Annotated in this window: 23 protein-coding genes and 1 pseudogene; 2 read left to right on the top strand and 22 right to left on the bottom strand. The window is 43.2% G+C overall.

The genetic code is table 11. The features are described 5' to 3' along the window. Positions 1-278: 278 nt before the first annotated feature. The 3 genes and pseudogenes from NR125_RS26355 to NR125_RS26365 all read right to left on the bottom strand — a co-directional run bounded on the left by NR125_RS26355 (position 279) and on the right by NR125_RS26365 (position 3197). Positions 279-965, bottom strand: a complete 687-nt coding sequence (locus NR125_RS26355) for a copper homeostasis protein CutC (RefSeq protein ID WP_009333805.1) — start codon at positions 963-965, stop codon at positions 279-281. Positions 966-997: 32 nt separating this feature from the next. Continuing rightward, positions 998-2014 (bottom strand): annotated as a pseudogene (locus NR125_RS26360) (asparaginase). Positions 2015-2042: 28 nt separating this feature from the next. After that, positions 2043-3197 (bottom strand): ROK family transcriptional regulator, encoded by a 1155-nt coding sequence (locus NR125_RS26365; protein WP_009333803.1) that lies wholly within the window; start codon positions 3195-3197, stop codon positions 2043-2045. Positions 3198-3279: 82 nt separating this feature from the next. Here NR125_RS26365 and NR125_RS26370 point away from each other — a divergent pair, with 82 nt between their 5' ends. Next, entirely contained in the window at positions 3280-3438 is a 159-nt protein-coding gene (locus NR125_RS26370; protein ID WP_256816462.1) for a hypothetical protein, read from the top strand. On the opposite strand, the gene NR125_RS26375 is transcribed toward NR125_RS26370, so the two are convergent. The 8 genes from NR125_RS26375 to NR125_RS26410 form a co-directional block, all read right to left on the bottom strand. Next, complete coding sequence (locus NR125_RS26375) at positions 3431-4318, bottom strand: sugar phosphate isomerase/epimerase family protein (RefSeq protein ID WP_009333802.1); 888 nt, start codon at positions 4316-4318, stop codon at positions 3431-3433. The genes NR125_RS26370 and NR125_RS26375 overlap by 8 nt on opposite strands. Position 4319: 1 nt before the next feature. Beyond that, complete coding sequence (locus tag NR125_RS26380) at positions 4320-5381, bottom strand: Gfo/Idh/MocA family protein (protein ID WP_034296908.1); 1062 nt, start codon at positions 5379-5381, stop codon at positions 4320-4322. Positions 5382-5386: 5 nt separating this feature from the next. Next, entirely contained in the window at positions 5387-6295 is a 909-nt protein-coding gene (locus NR125_RS26385; RefSeq protein WP_009333800.1) for a sugar phosphate isomerase/epimerase family protein, read from the bottom strand. A 191-nt stretch (positions 6296-6486) separates the two neighbouring features. Further along, positions 6487-7455, bottom strand: coding sequence for an ABC transporter ATP-binding protein (locus tag NR125_RS26390; protein WP_192908953.1), 969 nt, complete (start codon positions 7453-7455; stop codon positions 6487-6489). Beyond that, positions 7448-8437: an ABC transporter ATP-binding protein gene (locus NR125_RS26395; RefSeq protein ID WP_256816463.1), complete on the bottom strand. Its 990-nt coding sequence runs from the start codon at positions 8435-8437 to the stop codon at positions 7448-7450. Before NR125_RS26395 ends, NR125_RS26390 begins: the two co-directional genes overlap by 8 nt. A gap of 13 nt (positions 8438-8450) precedes the next feature. After that, on the bottom strand, positions 8451-9347 hold the full coding sequence (locus NR125_RS26400) for an ABC transporter permease (protein ID WP_009333797.1): 897 nt from the start codon (positions 9345-9347) through the stop codon (positions 8451-8453). Positions 9348-9359: 12 nt separating this feature from the next. Next, the gene (gene gsiC / locus NR125_RS26405) at positions 9360-10283 is read right to left on the bottom strand and encodes a glutathione ABC transporter permease GsiC (protein WP_009333796.1); all 924 of its coding nucleotides are present in this window, start codon (positions 10281-10283) and stop codon (positions 9360-9362) included. A 75-nt stretch (positions 10284-10358) separates the two neighbouring features. Next, the gene (locus tag NR125_RS26410; protein WP_009333795.1) at positions 10359-11939 is read right to left on the bottom strand and encodes a glutathione ABC transporter substrate-binding protein; all 1581 of its coding nucleotides are present in this window, start codon (positions 11937-11939) and stop codon (positions 10359-10361) included. A 386-nt stretch (positions 11940-12325) separates the two neighbouring features. Between NR125_RS26410 and NR125_RS26415 the strand changes: the two genes are divergently transcribed. Further along, the gene (locus NR125_RS26415; RefSeq protein WP_009333794.1) at positions 12326-12829 is read left to right on the top strand and encodes a spore coat protein; all 504 of its coding nucleotides are present in this window, start codon (positions 12326-12328) and stop codon (positions 12827-12829) included. Between the two features lie 294 nt (positions 12830-13123). Here the strand turns inward: NR125_RS26415 and NR125_RS26420 are convergent, their stop codons facing one another. The 11 genes from NR125_RS26420 to phnG form a co-directional block, all read right to left on the bottom strand. Next, on the bottom strand, positions 13124-13981 hold the full coding sequence (locus NR125_RS26420; RefSeq protein ID WP_009333793.1) for a PhnE/PtxC family ABC transporter permease: 858 nt from the start codon (positions 13979-13981) through the stop codon (positions 13124-13126). Further along, positions 13981-14766 (bottom strand): PhnE/PtxC family ABC transporter permease, encoded by a 786-nt coding sequence (locus NR125_RS26425; RefSeq protein ID WP_009333792.1) that lies wholly within the window; start codon positions 14764-14766, stop codon positions 13981-13983. Before NR125_RS26425 ends, NR125_RS26420 begins: the two co-directional genes overlap by 1 nt. Continuing rightward, the gene (gene phnC, locus NR125_RS26430) at positions 14756-15544 is read right to left on the bottom strand and encodes a phosphonate ABC transporter ATP-binding protein (RefSeq protein WP_256816464.1); all 789 of its coding nucleotides are present in this window, start codon (positions 15542-15544) and stop codon (positions 14756-14758) included. Before phnC ends, NR125_RS26425 begins: the two co-directional genes overlap by 11 nt. 239 nt (positions 15545-15783) lie before the next feature. Then, on the bottom strand, positions 15784-16818 hold the full coding sequence (phnD, locus tag NR125_RS26435; RefSeq protein WP_192908834.1) for a phosphate/phosphite/phosphonate ABC transporter substrate-binding protein: 1035 nt from the start codon (positions 16816-16818) through the stop codon (positions 15784-15786). 118 nt (positions 16819-16936) lie between these two features. After that, positions 16937-17641: a phosphonate C-P lyase system protein PhnL gene (locus NR125_RS26440; RefSeq protein ID WP_256816466.1), complete on the bottom strand. Its 705-nt coding sequence runs from the start codon at positions 17639-17641 to the stop codon at positions 16937-16939. A gap of 29 nt (positions 17642-17670) precedes the next feature. Continuing rightward, entirely contained in the window at positions 17671-18849 is a 1179-nt protein-coding gene (gene phnM, locus NR125_RS26445; protein WP_192908835.1) for a phosphonate metabolism protein PhnM, read from the bottom strand. Positions 18850-18893: 44 nt separating this feature from the next. Next, the gene (locus NR125_RS26450) at positions 18894-19739 is read right to left on the bottom strand and encodes an ATP-binding cassette domain-containing protein (protein ID WP_019382324.1); all 846 of its coding nucleotides are present in this window, start codon (positions 19737-19739) and stop codon (positions 18894-18896) included. Beyond that, positions 19740-20594 carry an alpha-D-ribose 1-methylphosphonate 5-phosphate C-P-lyase PhnJ gene (locus NR125_RS26455; protein WP_019382325.1) on the bottom strand — a complete coding sequence of 285 codons (855 nt, stop codon included), beginning with the start codon at positions 20592-20594 and terminating at the stop codon, positions 19740-19742. It lies immediately after the preceding gene. Next, positions 20587-21720, bottom strand: coding sequence for a carbon-phosphorus lyase complex subunit PhnI (locus tag NR125_RS26460; protein WP_192908836.1), 1134 nt, complete (start codon positions 21718-21720; stop codon positions 20587-20589). The genes NR125_RS26455 and NR125_RS26460 overlap by 8 nt, the downstream gene beginning before the upstream one ends. Next, positions 21708-22328, bottom strand: coding sequence for a phosphonate C-P lyase system protein PhnH (gene phnH / locus NR125_RS26465; protein ID WP_256816468.1), 621 nt, complete (start codon positions 22326-22328; stop codon positions 21708-21710). The genes NR125_RS26460 and phnH overlap by 13 nt, the downstream gene beginning before the upstream one ends. An 18-nt stretch (positions 22329-22346) precedes the next feature. After that, a complete protein-coding gene (phnG, locus tag NR125_RS26470) occupies positions 22347-22769 on the bottom strand; it encodes a phosphonate C-P lyase system protein PhnG (RefSeq protein WP_009333782.1) in 423 nt (140 codons plus the stop codon). Between the last annotated feature and the right edge of the window lie 10 nt (positions 22770-22779).

Genomic DNA, 22779 nt, shown 5'->3' on the forward strand with positions numbered 1-22779 from the left:
TGTCGATGCAGGCGATGCTTACTTTCGCTGCCATGAATTTGAAGAAAATGGCCAACTGGACTTGGCAAGGTCCAGAAATGGCCTAAATGATAACCTCGGAGAGGTCTGCAATTCTCTGTAATTACTTGAAGTCCTACAAAAAATGAAAAAAAGAGTTCGGAATGAGACTATTCCGAACTCTTTTTGTCTACAAACTGAACGCTCAGAATAACTCTGAGCGTTTTGGCTTGTAATTTATATTGCTTCAGCAGGTCGCATTCCGCTAAAGCCTTTTCACATTATGCACCGATTATTTTCTTTACCTTTTGCACTCTCTCAGGATCAATCGCATGCTCATAGCATGATTCCACACGAACTCCTGTACCAAAATGAACTTCAGTGACTGGCACCTCATCCAAAAACACACTGATATTTTCAATGGAAAGACCTGCACCCGCCATGATCTTTAAATGACTATTTGCTGTACGTTCATGCAGGCTCTTTAGTCTTTCTGCTGCATCAGCTGCACTTCTCCGGCCTCCGGAAGTAAGGATTCTCGAAATTTGCGGATACTGTTTTAGACTTTCCAATGCTGCAAATTGATCATCGGCCTCATCAAAGGCACGGTGGAAGGTTATATCCAACCCACCTGCTGCATCGATTAGACGTTTCAAATGATCGTTATGTACTTGATGATCAGGTGTAAGAACGCCAAGCACTACACCCGCCGCTCCTAATTTATTGCATACTTTAATATCCTGAATCATAATGTCAAGGTCTTCTTCCGAATAGAAAAACCCGCGGCTGTGCGGACGGATCATCACATTTACTGGAATCTTTAATTCCTTGCACACTCTTTCAATGACTCCATAGCCTGGTGTCAGACCGCCCTCTGCGAGCCCGGTTACCAGTTCAATTCTGCCTGCTCCTGCTTCCTGGGCAATTAGCGCATCACTTATGGTATCTGCGATCACTTCTATTAACATGTATGTATCTCCTTTAATCGTGCGTTCTAATTTTAATTTAAAGGCAATTTCTCGGACTGGAATATTTCCTTTATAGATCCCACTTCCATTCCAGCATCATTTCGAATAACGGAAGGCCTTAGGTTTCTCAGGTTTTTTATGGTTTCGTGATTGCTATAGTGTATTTGTTCAAGAATAGATGCTACAATGTTTGGCCAGACATCCTCAGATCCATTTAACACTTTGAGGGCAAATCCAGCCCGTTCTTTTTTTAGTCCGAAGCAATACACACCCTGGGCCCCGCCTTTAGCTACAATATTCTTGTCTTACAATAAAATCGAACAGATAAAATGCTGTGATGCAACCATATTGAACTGGTTATTCATAATGGCCGTCATCTTATTAACTGCCAGCTGGAGCTGGGGGTCTTGAATCAGATCGGGACAAGCCAGCTTCAGGTATACTTCTGACATCCTCTTTAAAGGAATGGCAAAAACGGGGGTCCCGCAGCCATCAATACCAATATGAATAGCAGAGACCGGGATGCCCGATAAATGAGAAAGAATATCCATGATGTGCTTTTGTAAAGGATGGTCTTCTTTCCAGTATCCCTCCACTGGAAATCCCCATTCACGGCATACTGCAATAAATCCCATATGTTTGCCTGCGCAATTGTGATAAAGCCTCCTTTTCTGAATCCCTTGTCTGATCATCTCTTCTCTTGGCTGTATATTTAAAGGATAAGAAGGCGGGCAATAAAGTTCTTCTTCCTTTACAGGGAGTTTTGCTAACATGGATTCCAGCGCCTTAATATGGTAGGGTTCTCCTCGATGGGAAGCTGTAAACAGTGCAGCTTCCTGCTCTGTTAATCCGTACTTATCAATTATGTCAGTCAGAAACACCGGCAGTGCCTGGATTGGCTTAGATGCAGAGCGAAAGTATGTGTAATGCTCTTCATCACCAACCTGATAAAAGGATTCTAATTGATCATTCATACCGCAAATGATCCCCGTATGAATATTCTCAACCAGTCCTCCCCTGACTTCCTCTACTAATGCAGTGTATTTCAATTCAGTTCTCTCCTTAAAATTAGCTTATCTACTCAAGCTCCAGCATGAGATTTTGGGCCTGTATGGCCGCCCCAAGAACAACTCCGTTCTCACTTAATTCCGAATATACGATTCTCACCGATTGCTTCAATGGCTCCCAAATATATAACTCGCATTTTTGCTCAATGGCTTGCTTCATTTCAGGCAGCTTCTCAATCGTATTGCCGCTCAAGATAATGACTTCAGGATTATACAGACAGAGGAGGTTGCTGATGGCCAATGCAATATAAGTGGAGGCTCTATCCATAATATTTAGTGCCCAGGGCTCCCGGTCCCGGTAGGATTGGAACACATCTTTTATAGAAGAAACATCCTTTACTTTCCTGCTGTCAGCAAGGATCGCCCCTTCAGAAATATAGGTTGCAAGACAGCCTATTTTGCCGCAATTGCAGACATTGCCAGTAGGATCAATCACGGTATGCCCGATTTCCCCTGCATTATTGGTTTCCCCTCTGTAAATGTCTCCATTAAGCATGATAGAAGAGCCTATTCCTGACCCAATGCCTATTAATATGGAATTCTGCGAATTCTTCGCTTTGCCTGTAAAGCTCTCTGCCACAATCTTCATTTTTAATTCATTATCTACTATGACATTAAAAGAGGTAAGCTTTTGCAGATCTTCAGCCAGGCTTGCATCTTTCCACTTTAACTGATCCGATATCTTTACAATTCCGTTTTTATAATCAATATATCCAGGTAAACCGACTGCCAGGCCCATTATTTTAGCAGCAGGAATCTCGTTTTCATCCATGATCTTTCGAATGACCGCATCTATTTTATGAAGTGTTTCCATATAACTCTCTGATTCATTTCTTTTACTCTTATGTAATGAAACCATTTCTCCAATATAATTGACAATTCCAACCTTCAGCAGGGATTTATCAATTTCAATGCCAACTGTATAAAGCACATCTCCGCGAACTTCCAGCAAGGTTGCTTTTCTCCCTACTCCCGATGCAACTGCCTCCGTTTCCCTTAGATAGCCCTGCAGCTGAAGCTCAGTGACAATTCGTGTTATGGAAGTCGGGCTCATCCCCGTCATTTTTGCAATATCTATCCTTGATATAGGAGACTTGGTCTTTAAAATATCAAGAACAAGATTTTTATTTTGTCTTTTCATTAAAAGCTGATCGTGTTTCTCCATTATCCTACCTTCTTTATGCCTGCAGATTTAGACTTCCAACTCTGAAGGTGCATTTAAAGAATCGTGTTGACTCTCGCCTTCATTGGAAAAACCAACAACATCCTTTAAAACTAAATCACTTTTCTGTGCAAGTTCGTTAAAGCTTCCAAAAGAGAAATCTTACGTTTCCATTTTGGAAGCTTTCATTGGAAATCCCTATCTCATTATACACTTTGTTCAAAGCATGAATCCATTTACCTAAAGCTTTTAATGAACCCTACCGCTTCCGAGATATCACGGATTGGATTTTGGTCCACTTCTCTTTCAATCGTTAAGTACCCTTGATAATTAATTTCGTTCAAAGCATTGAAGTAAGCCTCGAAGTCAACATTTCCCTTTCCGAGCGGAAGCTCCCTAAAATATTCACCTGAGGCAACCATTTCGGCAATTTCCGCATGGTCTGTACCGCCGCCATATCCAAGGAACCCGTAGACATCACGGGGATCAGCAGGCTTAAGCCTCTTTCCATCCTTCACATGTGTATGGACAATATAATCCTTTAGGAGCCTAACACCAGCTGCCGGGTCATCTCCGGTTACCATAACCATATTCGCTGGATCGAAATTAACTGATACTCCATTTGTGCTCAGGGTATCCAGGAAGTCTTTAAGCCTGGCAGAAGGTTCAGGACCTGTCTCAATGGCAAAGTAGGCATTCATGCTTCTTGCGTAAACAGCCAGTTCTTCACATGCTGTCTGCATGGCTTCATATATGGGGCTGTCCTGCTCTTCAGGAATAATGCCAATATGCGTCGTAACAATACTTGTTCCCAATTCTGCAGCGAGATCCAAAATGCGTTTGGATTTTTCGATCTTAATAGGATTTTGCTCTGCATCCTGAAACCCATGCCCTCCAAGGTCGCCGCAAAGTGCCGATATTTCCAGGCCAATGGAATCCAAATAGCTTTTAAGTTTTTTTCGGGAAGCTTGATCTATATTTTCAGGAGCCATTTCTCCTTCAACGGCGTATATTTGTACACCATCAGCCCCCATATCCCTGCAGACATTAAGTCCTTCGTACAAGGGCAGCCGAAGACTATCCACCATGACACCAATTTTATTTGAAAGTTTCACAGTCTTCATTTTAAGCAAACGTCACCTCACTTTTCTTATCAGCCGCTTCATAAATGCCAGCGAGGATCTTCATCATTTCCACCCCATCTTCAACGGGCGCCAAAGGATTTGTTCCTGTTATGCAGCTTGAAACAAAGGAATCGATCTGATTCTGAAAGGCATTGGCAAAATCAAATGTTAAATGATCCATTTGCGGGTGAATATTTAAAATGGTGTTATTTTCTTCCCTAACAATGGCCAATTCAGGCTCCAGTTCTGCGCCGCCTTTTGTGCCATATAATTTGACTCCAATTTCATCTTGCTTCGCATGAAGTGTATAGGATACATCCACAAATAAAGAGGCACCGTTCTCAAACGTTATAAGGGCATTTGCTAAATCTTCTACTGTATTACGGTCTTTTTGATAATCTGCCGCTTTATAAAAGCGCAAATTCTCGACATTCCCTCTGTTCCCCAGCTTGCTGTACACATTTCCGGAAATCGCCTTCACTTTAGGGCGGCCCATGAGGTACCAGCACACATCGATGACATGAACACCTAAGTCAATTAAAGGGCCTCCCCCTGAGCGATCCTTGTCAGCAAACCAGCCCCCGGGATTTCCGAGACGGCGCAGGCATGATGCTTTAGCATAGTAAATGTCGCCTAAAGTTCCGTTATCAACAAAAGCTTTCAGCACTTTTGTATTTGTAGCAAACCTTCGGACGAATCCTACCTGCAGGGTTTTCCCGCTATTCCTTACAGCTGCTTCCACTTTTAACGCTTCTTCCACATTCATGGCCAAAGGCTTTTCTACCAGTACATGTTTTCCAGCGTGTAGTGCCCCAACAGATATTTCCGCATGGCTATTATTCCAGGTGCAAATGCTTACTGCATCGATATTCGGGTCACTATACACTTCTTCTATATCCCTATATACATGGGTGATTCCATACTCCAGCGCTTTCGCTTCCGCTCTTTCCGCAGAATAATCAAAAACTCCGTACAGGACAGCATCAGAATTGCTGGCAAAGGACTTGAAGTGCATATCAGATATGGATCCCGCTCCTATAATACAGACTCTTAAAGGCTCCACTTTCTTCACCCTTTCAAAACCTGCTTAGTATCATTCACTGCCTGCACTTCGTTCCATAATCTTCTTACATTATCCATGCCAATTTTCGAACCGGTCCTGCAATCTTCCATGCCTTCAAATTCCACTGTTAGATAGCCGTCATAGCCGGAGCCCTTTATCAATCTGATAATCTCGCGTATATTTAGATCTCCGTGGCCCACGATGGCTCCGCGCAAATAGTTTTCATTTACCGTTCTGAACCATACTCCATCACCCGGATTCTCATAATATGGGCGAATATAGAAATCTTTTAAATGGACAGTTGCCGCGTATTTCAGATTCTTTTTCACCCCAACGAGCGGATCCTCATCAATGCAAAGGAAGTTGCCGACATCGAGAGTTGTTTTGAAGTTAGGACGGTCCACCTCATGAATGACCCGCTGTACCCGGTCGCTCGATTGGACATTGAATCCGTGGTTTTCAATGGTTGTCGTAATGCCGTATTGTGCTGCGTAATCTGCGATTTGACGGCTTCCTTCTACTAGCTTATCAAAATGCTCTTCGAAGTAGTGAATCGTCATTTCTTCCGGCTTCAGCTGAAATGCTGTTACATCATGGCGCATAATCTTAATGCCCATGAGATTAACGATATCGACATGCTCCTTCAGCCTCTTCACTTCTTGTTCGAATGCTTCCTGTGTCGGCTGAACAAAATTGGCCGGCAGGGAATAGGCAGAAAGTTCAATACCTGCTGCTTCTGCTCTCTTCTTAATTTGATGTGCCAGCTCCGCATTATCCACAACCGAAAAACCATAAGGGACTATTTCCATATGTTCCCCGCCATTTTCGGCAATCCAGTCGATCACATCCAGAACCGTCATATTGCCATCTCTTAATTCTCTTACTAAACTGTACGTGCTAAGTCCAACCTTCATGAAAATCCTCTCCTATTTCCAGTATTTTTATAGTGAATTTGCCAGGAATGCAGATATTCCGCCAAGTGGCCGATATTTTAAACATGTGATCGAAAAAATTAAATTCTGAACTATATCTCCGAAAAGTGACCGATAAATTCCTGCAGTGCGTAAAATCCTTAAGATAAATCTCCTTGAATCAGCACGTTTGGCTAATCCATTAAATGACATGCAACAAAATGATCATCAGCCAGTCCTTTTTTCACCTCTGGCTCCACTGTTCTGCAAATATCCATACAGGCAGGACACCTCGTGTGAAAGCGGCAACCGGAAGGAGGGTTAACCGGACTCGGCAAGTCTCCCTGCAGGACAATCCGCTCCCTTCTCAGCCGCGGATCCGGGACTGGCACAGAAGATAACAGTGCTTTTGTATAAGGATGCAGCGGATTTGAGAAGATGACATCCTTCGGACCTGATTCAACAATGGTGCCAAGATACATGACCCCGATGCTGTCGCTGATATGTTCGACTACACTTAGATCATGAGAAATAAATAGATAGGTAAGATTAAATTCAGTCTGCAAATCCTTTAATAAGTTCAGGATTTGAGATTGAATGGAAACATCAAGAGCGGACACGGGTTCATCAGCTATAATGAGCTTAGGCTTCATAATCAGCGCCCTGGCTATGCCGATCCGCTGGCGCTGGCCGCCGCTGAATTCATGAGCATACCGGTCTGCATGATGTTCTGTAAGTCCAACGACTTCGAGCATTTCTGACACCAGGTGATTCCGTTCGGCTTTTGATAGTTTCGTATGGATCACAAGAGGTTCGGCAATAATCTCTCTTACTTTCATTCTTGGATTGAGAGATGCATAAGGGTCCTGAAAGATCATCTGCACCTTTCTTCTTACCAATTTCAGCTGTGATTCTTTCTTTTGTGAAATTTCTTCGCCATCAATCCAGATTTCACCGTGGCTGGGAGTCAGCAGCCTTGAGATCAGCCGGCCTGTTGTAGACTTGCCGCACCCGCTTTCTCCAACCAGACTGTATGTAGTCCCCTGCTCGATCCCGAACGACACATCATGAACTGCCTTTAATGATCTCTTTTTGGCAAACATGCCGCCAGGAAGCGTGAATGACTTCCTCAGCCCGTTTATTTTCAGCAGTGTCTCAGGCATATACATTCTTCCTCCCTTCTTCAATCATCCAGCAGCTGCACATTCTCCCATTTCCCAAATCAGTGGGATTCGGCTCTTCCTCTAAACAAATGGCCATGGCCTCAGTGCATCTTGGCGCAAATTTGCAGCCCTTTGGCATATTGCTGGGATCAGGCACATTCCCTTTAATGGATGTCAGTTTATCCTTCCGCTGCCCGATTTTTGGAACAGATCCTATCAGTCCTTTCGTATAAGGATGCTTGGGGCTTTCAAATAAATCGAATACATTCGCTTCCTCTACTACGCGGCCTGCATACATGACCGCTACCCGGTCACACATTTCCGCCACTACACCCAGATCATGGGTAATTAATAGAACGGACATGCCTTCCTCTCGCTGCAGCTGTTTCATCAACTCCAATATCTGCGCCTGAATGGTTACATCCAGTGCAGTCGTCGGCTCATCTGCTATTAGAAGCTGAGGATTGCAGGACATGGCCATGGCAATCATAATCCTTTGCCGCATCCCCCCGGACAGCTGATGGGGAAATTCATAAACGATTTCTTCTGCCCGGGGAATCCCAACTTTCTTTAAAATAAAAATCACATGCTCCTTCGCCTGTTTTTCGTTTAAAGCAAGATGCAGCCGGATAGGCTCCAGCAGCTGTTCCCCTATTTTCATTACGGGATTTAATGAAGTCATCGGCTCCTGAAAGATCATGGCCATTTGTTTTCCGCGGATCTTTCTCATTTCCCGCTCTGATTTATGAGTAAAATCCTCGCCTTTAAAGGAAATGCTCCCGCCCGATATTTCTCCGCTAGTGCCTTTAAATAATTTCATGATTGACAGGGAGGTTAAACTTTTGCCGCAGCCGGATTCCCCTACGAGCCCGAGTACCTCTCCTTTATTGATATGAAAACTGACACCCCGCAAAATTTTCAGCTTTTCCTTATCCTTTGTAAATTGCGTCTCCAGCTCGTTTACCTGCAATAGCTTCTCCATTATTCAATCTCCCTTACTCATTCTTCGTTTTAGGGTCCAGGACATCCCGGAGCCCATCTCCGACAAGATTGAAAGCAAGCACTGTCAAAAAGATCGCTAATCCCGGCATCATGACAACATGGGAAGCTGTTCCTAAATAATCACGGCCAAGGCTGAGCATAGCACCCCAATCCGGTGTTTCAGGACTGGCACCGAGACCCAGGAAACTTAAACTGGAGGCCGCTAAGATTGCCGTGCCAATTCTCATCGTAATAAATACGATTAAGCTTCCAAGAGTTTCAGGGAAAATGTGCTTGAACATAATTCTTCGGTGCGAGGCTCCCATTGATTTCGCTGCTTCCACAAAGACGGTCTCTTTCCCCTCCAATGTCGAGCCCCTTACCAGTCTTGCAAAAGATGGAATACTGAAAACGGATACTGCAATTACCACATTCGTTAATCCCGGCCCTAAAATGGCCACAATGGCGATTGCCAGCAGCAGATCCGGAAACGCAAACATGACATCACTGCCCCGCATAATAAGACGATCCAGCCAGCCGCCAAAATAACCGCTCATTAGTCCAAGGAGGATTCCTCCAGCCGCTCCCAAAAAAACAGCCAGAAAACTGACACCAAGCGAAATTCTCGCACCGACGAGCAGCCGGCTGAAAATATCGCGTCCGTATTCATCCGTGCCTGCCCAATGTTCATTGCTCGGACCCTGCAGCGTCGTATTATAATCGGGCTCATAAGGATCATAGGGTGCAATATAGGGCCCAATGATGGCAATGATGATTAGCAGCAGGATAAAAATGCTTGCCCCAAATGCCATTTTTTGCTTTTTCCAATTCTTAAAGAATTCTTTAACAGGTGAGTATTTTTTCTTTGGAATCACTGGGGTATAGGCATTTACTTCTTTTATGATTTCCATGATTCCCCTCCTCTAGGAAACGTAGCGTATTTTCGGATTCAGCATACTGTACATGATGTCTACTATTAAATTAACGAGAATAAATTCAATGGAAAAAAGCAATAGCTCGGCCTGGATGACTGGATAGTCCCTGAAGGCAATGGAATCAATCAGCAATCGTCCCATTCCCGGAAAACTAAAGACGGTTTCTACTACAACTGACCCTCCAAGCAGGAAGCCAAACTGCAGCCCTGCAATAGTGACTACAGGAATTAAAGAGTTTCTCAATGCATGCTTTGGAATGACTACTGATTCCTTTAACCCTTTCGCTCTTCCCGTCCGGATAAAATCGGCTCTTAATGTTTCAAGCAATGATGACCGGGTAAATCTGGCAAGCATGGACATGATGCCTGCGCCTAAAGTGAGGGAAGGCAATATATAGCTTTTCCAGCTCTCGGCCCCCCCTGTTGGAAACCAGCCAAGCTGGACAGAAAAAATCTGAATAAGAATCAACCCAAGCCAGAATCCCGGCATGGAAATTCCAGAAACGGCTGTGACCATCCCAAGATAATCCGGCCATTTATTTTTGAATACCGCAGACAGTGTGCCTATTAACAAACCAAGCACCAATGCCCAGCCCATACTCATGAACGTTAAATAGATGGAGGGCATGAAGCGGTCTGCAAACATCTCTGAAACCGGAAGACCTGTCTTTAAGGAAGTCCCCAAATCTCCTTGAAACAAATTGCTCATGTATGTAATGTATTGATCCCAAATAGGCTTATCGAGCCCCAATTCCGCCCTGATGATATTGACCTCTTCAAGAGTTGCATCCTTTCCGGCAACTAATCTGGCAGGATCTCCAGGAATTAAATGAGTGAAGAAAAAGATTAATATTGAAACAATAAATAGGATTGGGATCATTTCCAGGATTCTCTTCAGGATATATTGAAGCAAAATGAAAACCCCTTTCTTAGAAAGGAAGAGGCATTAGGTGGTACACAACCTTTGCCTCTTCTGATTACCTTGCTTTTACTTAAGATTCGCGTCTGTCACATTAATTCCGCCTGTTGGAGAAATGAAGACGCCCTCGACATTGGACCTTGAACCAGCTAGAATCTCATCTACCCCAAGGAAGATCCAAGGTGCATCTTTGTAGATAGCTGATTGAATATTGCTGTAGATTTCTGCCTGCTTGTCAGGATCTGCTGTTTGATTTACCTCTGTAATCCACTTATCTACATCATCATTTTTGTAGTATGCAGTATTCGCTCCATCCGGCGGGAATGAGCTGCTGCTGAACAATGGCTTCGTTGCATTGGTGGTATCGGATGGATACGCAGACCAGCTGACATACCACATTTGCACCTTTGCCTCTTCCGGTGTCTGAGCTCCATAAATCTCATCTGACAGCGTGCCTTCTTCCATTGATTTAATTTCAACCGTAATGCCAATTTCTTTTAACTGCTGCTGGATAAACTGCATTCCCTTCAATGTATCTGAATTGGTGTTACCCCAAATTTCAGCATTGAAGCCATCTTCAAATCCAGCCTCTTTCATTAATTCTTTTGCTTTCTCAATGTTGTGATCATAGGTTTCCTGTTTGGAGTAAAACTGGGTTTTGCTAGGTATAATCGAGTCCAGCGGCAAGCCGTAGCCGGAATTTACGACACTTATGAATGCCTCTTTATTCACTGCATAGTTAATGGCCTGGCGAATGCGGACGTCATCATAAGGCTCTTTCATCGTATTGATGGATACATATCGGGCAATCGTGGAAGGAATCTTATGAATTTCAACGTCTGAATTGCTCTCCAATTCCTTCAAGTTTTGAACTGGCGCCGGATAGATCACATGTGCTTCGCCTGTTTTAAGCATAGCTACACGGGAGCCGTTTTCTGGAACAGGTTTGTAAGTAATCTTTTTCACACGATCAGCCTTATCCCAATAATCATCGAATCTTTCAACTGTTAGATGATCCCCCTGAACCCATTCCACAAACTTGAATGGACCGGTGCCAACTGGTGTTTTGCCGATATCACCGGAAGAATCATTGATCAGCTTCGGGCTTAAGATTTTAGCGGAAACAAATCTTGTCAGCATACCTGCATATGGTTCCTTTAATGTGACTTTAATTTGATAATCATCAATCACATCGATGCTGGTAATAAGATTGAAACCGCGGCTATTTAACCTGAGACTCTCATCCTTCATAATCCTTTCAAAGCTGGTTTTAACCGCCTCTGCATTGAACGGCTCTCCATCATGGAAGGTAACACCCTGCCGGAGTTTGAATGAATATTCCAGTGCATTGTCACTGACACTGTATTCCTCAGCCAGCTGCGGAATAATTTGCCCTTCTTCATCCGATCCCAGCAATCCCTCTAACATGGCCGTCTGGACAGAATTTGAATTCGTATCGCCCGTATTATGCGGGTCCATGGATATAAAGTTTTCATTTACCGCAATCACTAATTCTTCTTCATTCGAGCTTGAAGAGCTTCCAGAGCTTTCTTTCTCATCCGTTCCGCTTTCTTTGCTGGAGCAGCCAGCCATTAGTACCAAAGAAACAAAAACAACAAATAGCATTTTCCACACGTTTACCCTTCTCAAATTGCTTTCCCCCTCGAACAATTTTGTCTTTTTTGCTTTTCTTGGAAGTTCAATTTAGATAATTAATTTCACCAAGTTAATAAATATGCAAAAAAATTATGTATTTTAGCGTATTTTAGTTTGTTTTACATATTATTTTCTCCACTGATGAAAATAATTAAATTTATTATAGATTGATATTCTCGTGATTTCAATATTAAATTCTGAAAATTTTATATTTTTTTATTTTTTACGGTGTACTTCTTATCTCTTCCCTTTTATTTTTAATTTCGTACAAGGCAGAGAAATATCGAACTTATAAGCCGGAAATTTAAAATTCAATAGACAAAGTCCCAGATTCATTTTTTTGAATACAGTTATATAAATTCTTTACTGGAGGTTTGATAATGGAACAAAGCTATAACCGTCCCCCGCAGCATCTCGCATGGCACGAAACATTGGAAATCCATGAATTAGTCGCTTTTCAATCTATTGGACTTATGAAACTAAAAAAAGCATACCGGGAAATAACTGACCCGGAATTAAAGGAAATATACAGACAGTCCATTCATGCGCTAAGTAAAAATATCAGCGAGCTTCTTCAGTTTTATCCCATGGCTCCAGGATCGGATCGGTTTGATGAGGAAAGAGTGGATAAACTGCCATTTTACTCTGGGGATTTATTAGGCCTGGCCAAAACTTCTGTCAGGAATTATGCAATTGCCATTACCGAAACAGCGACGGTTTCAGTAAGATTTGTATTAACTAAACATCTTATGGGAGCAATTGATTTACACGCAAAAATTTACCAGTATATGTATAAAAGAGGCTTTTATCCTTCTTACAATTTAAACAAATTACTTAAAAACGATGTAAACCTTGCAAATAAAGCTCTTTCTGAGCCTATTTAACGCATTAAATCAGCTTCCGCTTTGACTTATGGATATCTGATTCTTTTTGACAATGTCGGGGTCACCTGATGAATGAGCATATCGGAACAATGTCCCAGATTCCAGGCTTAACTTCAGATTTTTGGCCCCCGTTAAATGAACTTGCCAATAAGACCAATTCATTTCAATCTTGTTGCCTGGCTAATCGTCCCTTTTCCTCAAATCCATTGAAAACATCAAATTTGATAACCTTCGAAATTCTTCTTATAAAATTAATAGACCAGGCATATCAGCACCTGGTCAAATTCTTGCTTATTAAGCTGTTTTCAGCTTTCTTTTAATCCTGGCAGCAAAGACTTCAAGGATAATCGCTACGGCCAGGATAAAATAAGTAATTGCCCCTATTTCCCTCATATCCAGGTAAAAGCTGCTTGCCATGAACATGTCAAATCCGATTCCGCCGGCCCCTGCTGCTGCTCCCATGGCAACGGCTACTGCAAAGTTAATCTCAAAGCGGAGAAATGTCCAGGAAATCATATAAGTGATGGAAGATGGGATAACCGCTTGAAAGACAATTTGCCACCAATTGGCTCCGCTCGCCTGCAGCGCTTCAATCACTCCCCTATCCAATTCTTCAAAGGACTCCGAATAAGCTTTGATTAGATAACCGATCGAATGGAAGGTCATTCCAATAACTGCAGCTGTACTTCCAAGTCCGGCTGCAACCGCGAAGATCAGCACCCACAGGACGGTCGGCACAGCTCTTATAAAGGCTACCATGCTTTTAATGACTATTGAAACCCTTTTCGAGGACAGATTCTCAGCGGCCAGCAATCCGAATAGTACTGCAATTATGGCTCCAAACAAGGTTGTCAGGAAAGCCAGCCCGAGTGTGACCATAACTTGGTAAAGGGCATGTCCAAAGGAGAAATGCTTCAAGTGCGGTTCAAGGAAGATGGTTTTTAAATTGGCGAATGTGCCAAGAAGCGCATCCATAAAGTCCAGTTCCTTATAATCAAAGCTGTAAAATGCATAGACTGTCACCGCAGCCAGAATAAAGAGGGTTAATCTTGTCACAATGGCCGCTTTGTTCAAAGGCTTAGCCGGCATTCTTTTGCCAAGCAGATGATCGGCTGGTGCTGTTACATTACTCAGCTGTTCCTTTACCTCCATTACAATATCACCTTCCTTACATAATTGGATGCATATTCGATCAATAGGATAGCAGCAATGATGACAACAACGACCAGACTTGCTGTGTCATAAGCCAAACTCTTATAGTATAAGTTGAATGTAAAGCCGATTCCAGATCCTGTCAGCAGTCCAATTAATGTGGCACTTCGGATATTCGTTTCGATCATGAACAAAACCCAGCTGATTAATTGCGGTATGCTTGATGGGATCACTGATTGGAAGATGATAGAAAAGTAGCCCGCACCTGTCGCTTTTAACGCCTCTACTGATCCTCCGCTCACTTCATCGATCGTTTCCGTAAAAGCCCTTGTTAAAAATCCAAATGACCCGAAGAATAAAGCAAAATAGCCAGTTAACGAACTTTGGCCGAATGAAAACAGCAAAATCAGCGCCCATGCTGCAACATCGATGTTTCGAAAGACAGTGGCAATTCCTCTTGTAATCGCTCCAAAAAAGGGATTTATTCTTGTTGTATTCGAACCGAAAATGGAAAATAATAGGGCGAATGCAGCAGCTGCTGTCGTAGCCGCAATCGAAACCAGGAGTGTTTCCTGCAGCTTTTCCAGAATAACTGGCAGCTTTTCTAAGGATTCTGCGGTTGGATAAAAGTTCGCCATTCCCCATTGAATGGCTTTCGGGATTGAAGCAAAGCCCTTTAAAGCATTGTACTCCGTAATAATCATGGCAAGGATGGTCACGGCTCCAAGGAGTAATAGGAAGGCAAGTGTGTTTCGCTTTTTCTTAGCAAAGATATCAGCCTGCATGTATGCCTCCAATGTCAAAGATTAAATCTTCTGCTTCCGATCCATATATTCGCTGAATGTCTTCTGAAGTCAAGCCTTTAGCCGATCCATTATACACTACTTGCCCTTTGTTAATGCCGATGATTCTGTCTGAATATTTGATTGCTACATCTACCTGATGAAGATTGACAACAACGGTAATGCCCATTGTTGTTGAAACCTTCTTCAAATGATCCATGATCACTTTTGCCGAATTAGGATCCAGGGACGCAATGGGTTCGTCGCACAAAAGCATCCGCGGATTTTGGATAAGCGCACGGGCAATGCCAACCCGCTGTTTTTGCCCGCCGCTTAATTGGTCTGCACGCTTATATATCATTTCGTTCAGTCCAAGCACATTCAAAATCTGGACGGCCTGCTGCTTTTCCTCTTTGCTGTAATATCCAAGAACTCCAGCCAGTGTTGATTTGGTTCCCAATTTTCCATGCAGCGTGTTTTCGATTACCGATAATCGATTCACTAAGTTATAGTGCTGAAAGATCATGCCAATTTTGGTGCGGACCTGCTTTAATTCTTTTTTCTTCAAGTCCACTACCTGGAGATCCTGGAACCTTATTTCTCCGCCTGTCGCATCAATCATGCGGTTGATGCAGCGGAGGAGAGTTGATTTCCCTGCTCCTGATGGGCCGATAATGGAAACGAACTCCCCTTCCTGGACTGAGAAGCTTACATCAGTTAATGCTTTCGAATCTTTGCCAAATTGCTTTGTAAGGTGATTAACTTCCAATAAAGCTGTCATGAGTTAACCCCTCCTATCCAATTGTTTTATCCTGCTTTAACGGGCAGAAGATTTCATCACTCTGTTCTAACTGCAAATAAATCTTGACTGTAAGCAAATTAATAATTTTATCCGAAAATAAATCAGAAATATACCTAAAAAATTCTCTATTCTATGCAAATAAATTAATCTATCCCCAAAGACAATTAAGTAAAAGTCATCAGCGGGGAATGGAAGCCCCCACTGATGAATGCTTAACTTTATTTTGCAAGCTCGCGGATCGGATTGAACCACTCATCCTCTACTTCAACCAGACGCTCATTTCCAGATTTCTTGCTGAATAATCCGGAAAATTCGGAGTCCTCCGGAACAAAGATTTTTTCGTTATTTGCCACTTCATCTGATGTCATGATTTCAAGCAGCTGTTTTTGGTCTTCTTCGCTCAATGTACCGGAATTAATTACAAATGGTGCATTTAAAACAGGAGTTACTGAGATTAAGGAGAATTCTTTTCCGGCAACCGTGTTCAATGGTTCAGCAGCATCATCTTTCACTTTATAAACTGCGTCTGGCTTGTTAGCATCACCTTCTGCAAGCTCCACATAATTGTTCACACATGTATCACAGAATGCCGCTACATCCGCTTTGCCGGTTAATAGATTGACAGCAGAACCCTGGTGGGAGCCGCCAAATAATACTTCATTGAAGAACTTGTCCTCTCCGCCCTCAAGTAAATCCTCAGCTGTCAAACTCTTAAACTCTTCTTTTTCGCTGAAATAATCAGTAATGCCTGTAGATGGAACCTTGAATCCTGATGTGGAACTGTTTGAAACAAAGGAGAATTTCTTTCCTTGAATATTGTCTATGGCAAATTCCCCGCCGTTTTTGTATTCATCTGCATTTTCCTTCTGAACAGCCAGCCAGCTGTAATACACAGCGTCCTCCAAAGTGCCGGACTCGCCGCTTGGAACAACCAGCGGAAGAACCTTTTCATTCTTTTTATGGGCTTCTATGTATCCTTGTGCACCAAGAAACGCCATATCTGCATTGCCGTTCGCAATCGCTTCAATTGCCACAATATAGTCAGTCGTTGTTTGATGCTCCACTTTCTTTCCTGTTTTCTCTTCTATTAATTTCCCAATTTCGTCACGTGCCTCACCTAAATCAGCGCCTGATTCGTTTGGAAGCCAAGCGATCGTCAATATATCATCCTTCTCTGAGTTTGCAGTGAACGAACAGCCTGCAAATACAACTGTCATAGCCATAGAAAGCAGAAATAGCGCCATTTTCTTCATAATTTTTTCCCCTCTCTTATTTGGAAAAATTTTTATAATACCATTGACCTAACTATAGCGAAAGAATATTAATCTACTGATAAGGCATTATGAGAAATCGTTAAGCACTGGTAAAGAATTAATGAGATAATGTAAATACACCATTCTGCATGTTGTATTCCCTGTCACATAAGTTGTTCATAAATTCAAGATCATGAAAGATTCCCAGCATCGTCGTGCCTTCTTGCATTAGTTGCTCTATTAAGACTTTCACCTTCATTTTAGATTCATAGTCCAGGCTTGCGGTCGGTTCATCCAGAAGAAGCAGTCTTGGCTTCTTGACCATCGCCCGCGCAATGTTGAGTCTGAGTTTTTCCCCGCCAGAAAAGGTGGCAGGATAGCTGTCCCATAGCTCTGGGTCCAGCTCGAAATGCGAAAGGATCTGCTCTGTCTCTTTCTCAGCATGAACCTGGTCCCGTCCCATTTCAATAAGGGCCTGCATTACAAGCTGCCTGGCAGTGGTTCTTGGCATAACATTCAGAAATTGAGATACATAGCCTATTTCATTCTTGCGCAAATAAATCATTTGTCTATTTGTTGCCTCTGCAATATTGAGAGGACCGAACTTTTTGGAATTGTACCAAATGCTTCCATGTTGAAGTCTGTATGTTCCAAAAATACATTTCAGGATTGTTGATTTTCCGCTTCCGCTTTTTCCAGTAATTCCAACAAAGTCTCCTTCCCCTAATCTGATATCAATGCCGCTCACTGCATGGATATTTTTCCCCAGATTATGAAGGGTAAATGATTTGGACAGTTCCCTGATTTCCAATAGATTTTCCACCAATCCACCTGCTTTCTCTCAAAGTAGTATTAAATTCTGTAATTCGTTTTTTGGATCAGCTTCCCATCAACGAATACGCCCGTGATTACCGGAAAATCGTCTGCCAATTTTTCAATGATCAAAAGGTCTGCTTTTTTTCCTTCCTCGATCGAACCGATTTCCTCATCCAAATTCACGGCTTTTGCAGGATTAATGGTGACAAGCCTGATCATGTCTGCCAGATCCATCCCATACTTCCTTACCAGTTCAAAAATGGCATGGAGCATGGCAGCCGGATAGTAATCACTGCACAAGATATCAATTGAATCATTTTGAATCGCGTCGGCAGCACCCAGATTTCCACTGTGGGAGCCTCCGAGCAGCACATTTGGGGCTCCGGCCACTGTATACATGCCAAGCTCCTTCGCCTTGTACGCCACCTCCTGGGTAATCGGGAATTCACTGATGGTCGTGCCAAAGCTTTTGACCAGCTCCAGCTTTTCGAAACTGTCATCATCATGTGAAGCAACTGCTATATTATGTGCCCGTGCGTGCTCTGCAATCTCCTTCATATCTTCGACAGAAAGCTTTTCCTTCGTTTGGTGATTTCGGATTAAAACGTCTATAGCGGCATCGCTCATGCTGTTATAGCTTTTAACCGTGTTCCGGTAAATTTCCAGATGGCGATATTGCCCTTGTCCGGGTGTATGGTCCATAAACGAAATCAGGTGCACCTTATCTTCGCTTATATAGCTTTTGAGGTTTTCGATTTCATCCACATTATCAATTTCCATTCGTGCATGGAAGCGATGTCGGACAAGATGCTTCGTACTGTGTGTCTCATCAATCAGGTCGATGAGCTTTCTGACATTTTCCGGTTCCCGGATCGGCTTGTATGCATATTCTGTTTCTTTAAATAGGGAAAGGGAGTGGAACATCGTTGTGATTCCATGGGATATGAGCTCCTTCTCTGCTTCCCTTAGACTTAAATGAAAGTTCATTAATGAGGTTGGCCTCGGTGCCGCCATATGCTCAATATAGTCGGAGTGGATATCGATAAATCCAGGTGTGACATAGCCGCCCGCTGCATCTATCACTTCCATGGAATCTTCAAATTTCATTTCTCCCTTTGGAGCAATTCTGCTGATCCTATCATTCTCAATCAGAAGGTCATAGCCTTGCAGAATAGTATCCTCTGTAATAAGTTTTCCGTTCGTAATGACGTACAATGTGCTTCCCCCTAATTTGAAATGAAATATATTCCGATTAAGCCTTAAAGAAGCGAATGAACCAAGCTTTGAGTAAATGGAGCTTGAGGATCTTCGAGTATTTGATCTGTCAGCCCCTGTTCAATGACCTGTCCCTCCAGCATGACCAATGTTCTGTCCGCAAGCATCCGGATAACGCCCAAATCATGCGAAACCAGCACTATACTAATATTCATCTCCCTCTGCAGGCTTTTAATTAAATCCAGAACACTTGCCTGTACAGATAGATCCAGTCCGGTCGTAACCTCATCCAAAAGCAGAATCGGAGGCTGATTAGAAAGTGCCTTGGCAATTTGCACACGCTGCTGCATTCCTCCGGAAAAATTCTTTGGTGCTTCTTTCCGGCGATGGACGGGAATATTCACCTTACTGAGCAGCTCTGATCCCCTGTCTTCCATCATCCCTACATTCCTGCTGCCGGCTGCAATCAATTTTTCGGCAATATTTCCAATCGAAGAAAAGTCGATTCTTAATCCCAAAAGAGGGTTTTGATAGACTTTCCCCATTAAGTGGTTGCGGATATACCGTTTTTGCTGGGAAGACTCCTCAAAAAGATTATTCAGCCCATTCTGGTAGGAAGAAATATACGCTTCCCCTGAAGTTGTTTCCTGGTCAAAGTACAGGCATTGCATTAAGGTGGACTTGCCGCTTCCGCTTTCCCCTACAATTCCAAGCACCTCTCCAGGGTATACATCAAATGATACATCTCTGCACGCATAGACCGTTCCGCACACACTGCAGTAATTTTTGATCAGGGTCAAAGGCTCCGGGTTTCTGCAATGATCGCAGCCGGGACCGAATTGCTTGTTTAAGTTTTTTATAGATAAGACCGGAACCTCAAATTCAGTCATTTAATTCACTCCTGCCTTTTCGACTTCGTTTAATATTTCATAGCAATAGCTTGTATCATTGCATTGGTAATATGTCTCTCCTGTTGCCTCATCGATCAGTTCGTCAAGGAATACTCCCTCAGAGCCGCACAACCTGCAGCATTTCCCATCAAAACTTTCCCCTTCAAACGGATAATCTTCAAAATCAAGGGAAACGATTCTCGTAAATGGCGGAACTGCATATATCTTCTTTTCGCGACCTGCTCCCAATAAAATGAGTGCTTCATTTTCATCCATTTTCGGATTATCAAAGCGAGGGATCGGGCTTGGTGCCATTACATAGCGGCCGTGAACCATGACCGGATGATCTGCACCTGTTGTCATGCTTCCGTATTTCATGATCTGTTCAAAGAGCATGAGCCAGGCACCGCTGTATTCTTTTTCTGCATGCAGCTTTTTCGTCACATGCTCACTCGGTTCAAAATAACGGAGCGGTTCAGGAAGCGGTACCTGCAGCACAAGGATTTGTTCCTTTTTCAGCGGTACCTCAGGGATTCTGTGCCGTGATTGAATAATGGTCGCCTGAGAAGTATATTCCGTTATCTGAACACCTGTTGTATCTGATACAAGCTTTTTAATACTGACCGCATTGACAGATTCATCTGAACCCTGATCAATTACCTTCAATACATCCTCTCTCCCGATCAATGAGAGTGTCAGCTGCAGGCCGCCTGTCCCCCAGCCCCTTCCAATCGGCATTTCCCTTGACGCAAATGGAACCTGATAACCCGGGATGGCAATCGCTTTTAATGTAGCTCTTCTAATTTCCCGCTTCGAACCTTCGTCAAAGAAAGCAAAGTTATAGGCGTTATTCATATGCTTGCACCTCTTCCCGTTCGTCTGCTTTAGTTTTTGTCTTTCTCACACTGTCAAGCTTCGACTGGAACGTTACATAATGCGGCATTTTCAAGTGCGATATAAAGCCGGTTGACTCTACAGAATCAATATGAAAGAGGACAAATTCCTCATTATGGCTTGGGAAGCTATTATCAGGATGCTCCAGACAATTATCCAGAATGCCCATAGCGATCGCTTTCGTCTCATTCTGTCCGAAACATAATCCGTATCCGATTTCAAACTCCAATTCCTTTTTGCCTTTTTCCTTTTCGGCCATGAACGGCATCAGCATTTCCGCTTCTGTTGTTTTGATATCACCAATGTAATAGTCATCTTCATGACTGCCCTCTTCATTCGGATGGCCCACGTATATTGGCAGGCTTCCAACTCTTAGCTCCCCAACAGTCGGATGCAGAGCGCCATAGCCTCTGATAACCGCATAGGCCAGTGAAGTAACAGCTCCTGTTTCTCCTCTTGTCAGAATTTGCAGGCGCTGGCTGCGGCTTGAGGGAAAGTCAAGGCTTTCCCTCGTCACATCATCCGGCTCAGCATCATTGTTTTCAAGTGGAGGAATCAAGCCTTCTTTCCTCAAATAATCCAGCACTTTCGGTAATATGAGATCGGGCTCCTGCTGCAATTCACCAAATGGGTTATTTTCTGAAGCATAAGATGACAGCCATTCTTTTACCGTCTTTTCCGTTTCCTTCATCAGATTGAAATCGAGGAGCCGGTGGGTATAATCCGTTGTCGCCCCTAAAATCTGGCCGCCCGGGATATCTTTGAAGCTTGCTGAAATCCGGCGTTCAACCTTCATTTCCCCGGTTTCAATGGTTTTCGAGCAGTACTTTCTCGGCAGCGTCGAGCGGTATGCGCGAAGCAGGAATACTGCTTCTTCCGGATTTCCTTCAGCCTGCTTGATCGCTAATGCTGCAAGCTTTTCATTATATAGGCTGCTTTCTGACATCACTTGATCGATTAACCCTCTCATCCCTGCTTCAATCTGTCCGGTTTCCAGCACTTGTTCCTTATGAATCCTTTCATATTTCAAGCGTTTTATCGATTCTTCAATGGCTTGTGTCCCGCCTTTTACCGCTACATAACCCATTCTTTCTCCACCTCCCTGCTTTCAGTTATTTGAGTCGTTCTTGGCAGTGATAAAAGCTGATGATATCGGTCCACGAATATCAGGTCGACCCCTGTTGGATACTCTTTATTTTTTTCACTACGTCTTTCAATCCAATTTCCTGTTAGATCTATACTGATTCCGGTGCTTGTTTGAATGCCAGGTCCTTTCAAAAGCAGGTCATTACCGACCGTGATCGCTCCTGTTTCTGCTATAATCACTGCGGATTTGTGCGGGTTTATGAACGTCCCCGGATTCGCTATTTCAATGGCATGTTCCAGAGACCCAGCCCCGGCATCCTTCAGGAGAAATAAATAATCTGCCTGACCCGCTTGTACCGCTTTTGCGAATGTTAATTGATTGATTTCTTTTTCAACTGCTTCAGCCTTACTGCCATACACCTTAAACGTAACCTCAGGATCAAGCAGCGTGAGTGCCAGCAGTAAAATTGAGCTGGAGCAGCCAGCAGCATTTTCTCCGTCCAGTATTGCTGCCTCCTTGCCCAGGTCTGATATCAGTCCTGGCCTTGAAGTGGAATCGACTAATTTTCTATATACAGATTGCAGGTCATGAACACCATCCAATTTCAAAGCCTGTTCCTCCTTCTATTAAACATCCATCGTCTCAAAGCTGACTTTTGTTCTTAAAATGGCTTCATTCTTTGCTTTTCTTTTCTGTTCTATATAATACTTTTCAATTTCGAATATCCCGGTCCATGGTTTGGTTTCGGGAAGATCCCCGAGAAATGCCGCGTCAATCACGGCAAGATGATAAGCCAGATCTGGGTGATCGCCTTTAACAATTCCTATGCCGATCTTTCCTTCCACCTTTGCCTTGCATTCTGTCACCAGCACTTCCCCTAAATAAAACAGGCTTTTCCTGGAAGTCTCCCGTACCTTTAACATCACAAGCCCATTTTCCGGTTCCTGTATAACAGAAACTGAATATTTTTGCTCAATTTCTTTCGCTAAAGATTTTGCCAATTCATGTGAACCTTCAATCAAAATTTCTGTTCGCTGTTTTCTTTTCACCTTTTGGCCT

It is taken from the genome of Cytobacillus sp. Bac17 (genome assembly GCF_024519925.1).
Lineage (GTDB): Bacteria > Bacillota > Bacilli > Bacillales > Cytobacillaceae > Cytobacillus > Cytobacillus pseudoceanisediminis.

Bases quoted from the DNA above. Each gene is read 5' to 3' on its own strand.
- NR125_RS26375 (WP_009333802.1), bottom strand. From the start codon at position 4,318: ATGAAGACTGTGAAACTTTCAAATAAAATTGGTGTCATGGTGGATAGT.
- phnD (WP_192908834.1), bottom strand. From the start codon at position 16,818: ATGAAGAAAATGGCGCTATTTCTGCTTTCTATGGCTATGACAGTTGTA.
- NR125_RS26395 (WP_256816463.1), bottom strand. From the start codon at position 8,437: ATGGAGAAGCTATTGCAGGTAAACGAGCTGGAGACGCAATTTACAAAG.
- NR125_RS26390 (WP_192908953.1), bottom strand. From the start codon at position 7,455: ATGCCTGAGACACTGCTGAAAATAAACGGGCTGAGGAAGTCATTCACG.
- NR125_RS26425 (WP_009333792.1), bottom strand. From the start codon at position 14,766: ATGCAGGCTGATATCTTTGCTAAGAAAAAGCGAAACACACTTGCCTTC.
- NR125_RS26400 (WP_009333797.1), bottom strand. From the start codon at position 9,347: ATGGAAATCATAAAAGAAGTAAATGCCTATACCCCAGTGATTCCAAAG.
- phnC (WP_256816464.1), bottom strand. From the start codon at position 15,544: ATGACAGCTTTATTGGAAGTTAATCACCTTACAAAGCAATTTGGCAAA.
- NR125_RS26415 (WP_009333794.1), top strand. From the start codon at position 12,326: ATGGAACAAAGCTATAACCGTCCCCCGCAGCATCTCGCATGGCACGAA.
- NR125_RS26450 (WP_019382324.1), bottom strand. From the start codon at position 19,739: ATGACTGAATTTGAGGTTCCGGTCTTATCTATAAAAAACTTAAACAAG.
- NR125_RS26365 (WP_009333803.1), bottom strand. From the start codon at position 3,197: ATGGAGAAACACGATCAGCTTTTAATGAAAAGACAAAATAAAAATCTT.
- NR125_RS26455 (WP_019382325.1), bottom strand. From the start codon at position 20,594: ATGAATAACGCCTATAACTTTGCTTTCTTTGACGAAGGTTCGAAGCGG.
- NR125_RS26355 (WP_009333805.1), bottom strand. From the start codon at position 965: ATGTTAATAGAAGTGATCGCAGATACCATAAGTGATGCGCTAATTGCC.
- NR125_RS26460 (WP_192908836.1), bottom strand. From the start codon at position 21,720: ATGGGTTATGTAGCGGTAAAAGGCGGGACACAAGCCATTGAAGAATCG.
- NR125_RS26385 (WP_009333800.1), bottom strand. From the start codon at position 6,295: ATGAAGGTTGGACTTAGCACGTACAGTTTAGTAAGAGAATTAAGAGAT.
- NR125_RS26420 (WP_009333793.1), bottom strand. From the start codon at position 13,981: ATGGAGGTAAAGGAACAGCTGAGTAATGTAACAGCACCAGCCGATCAT.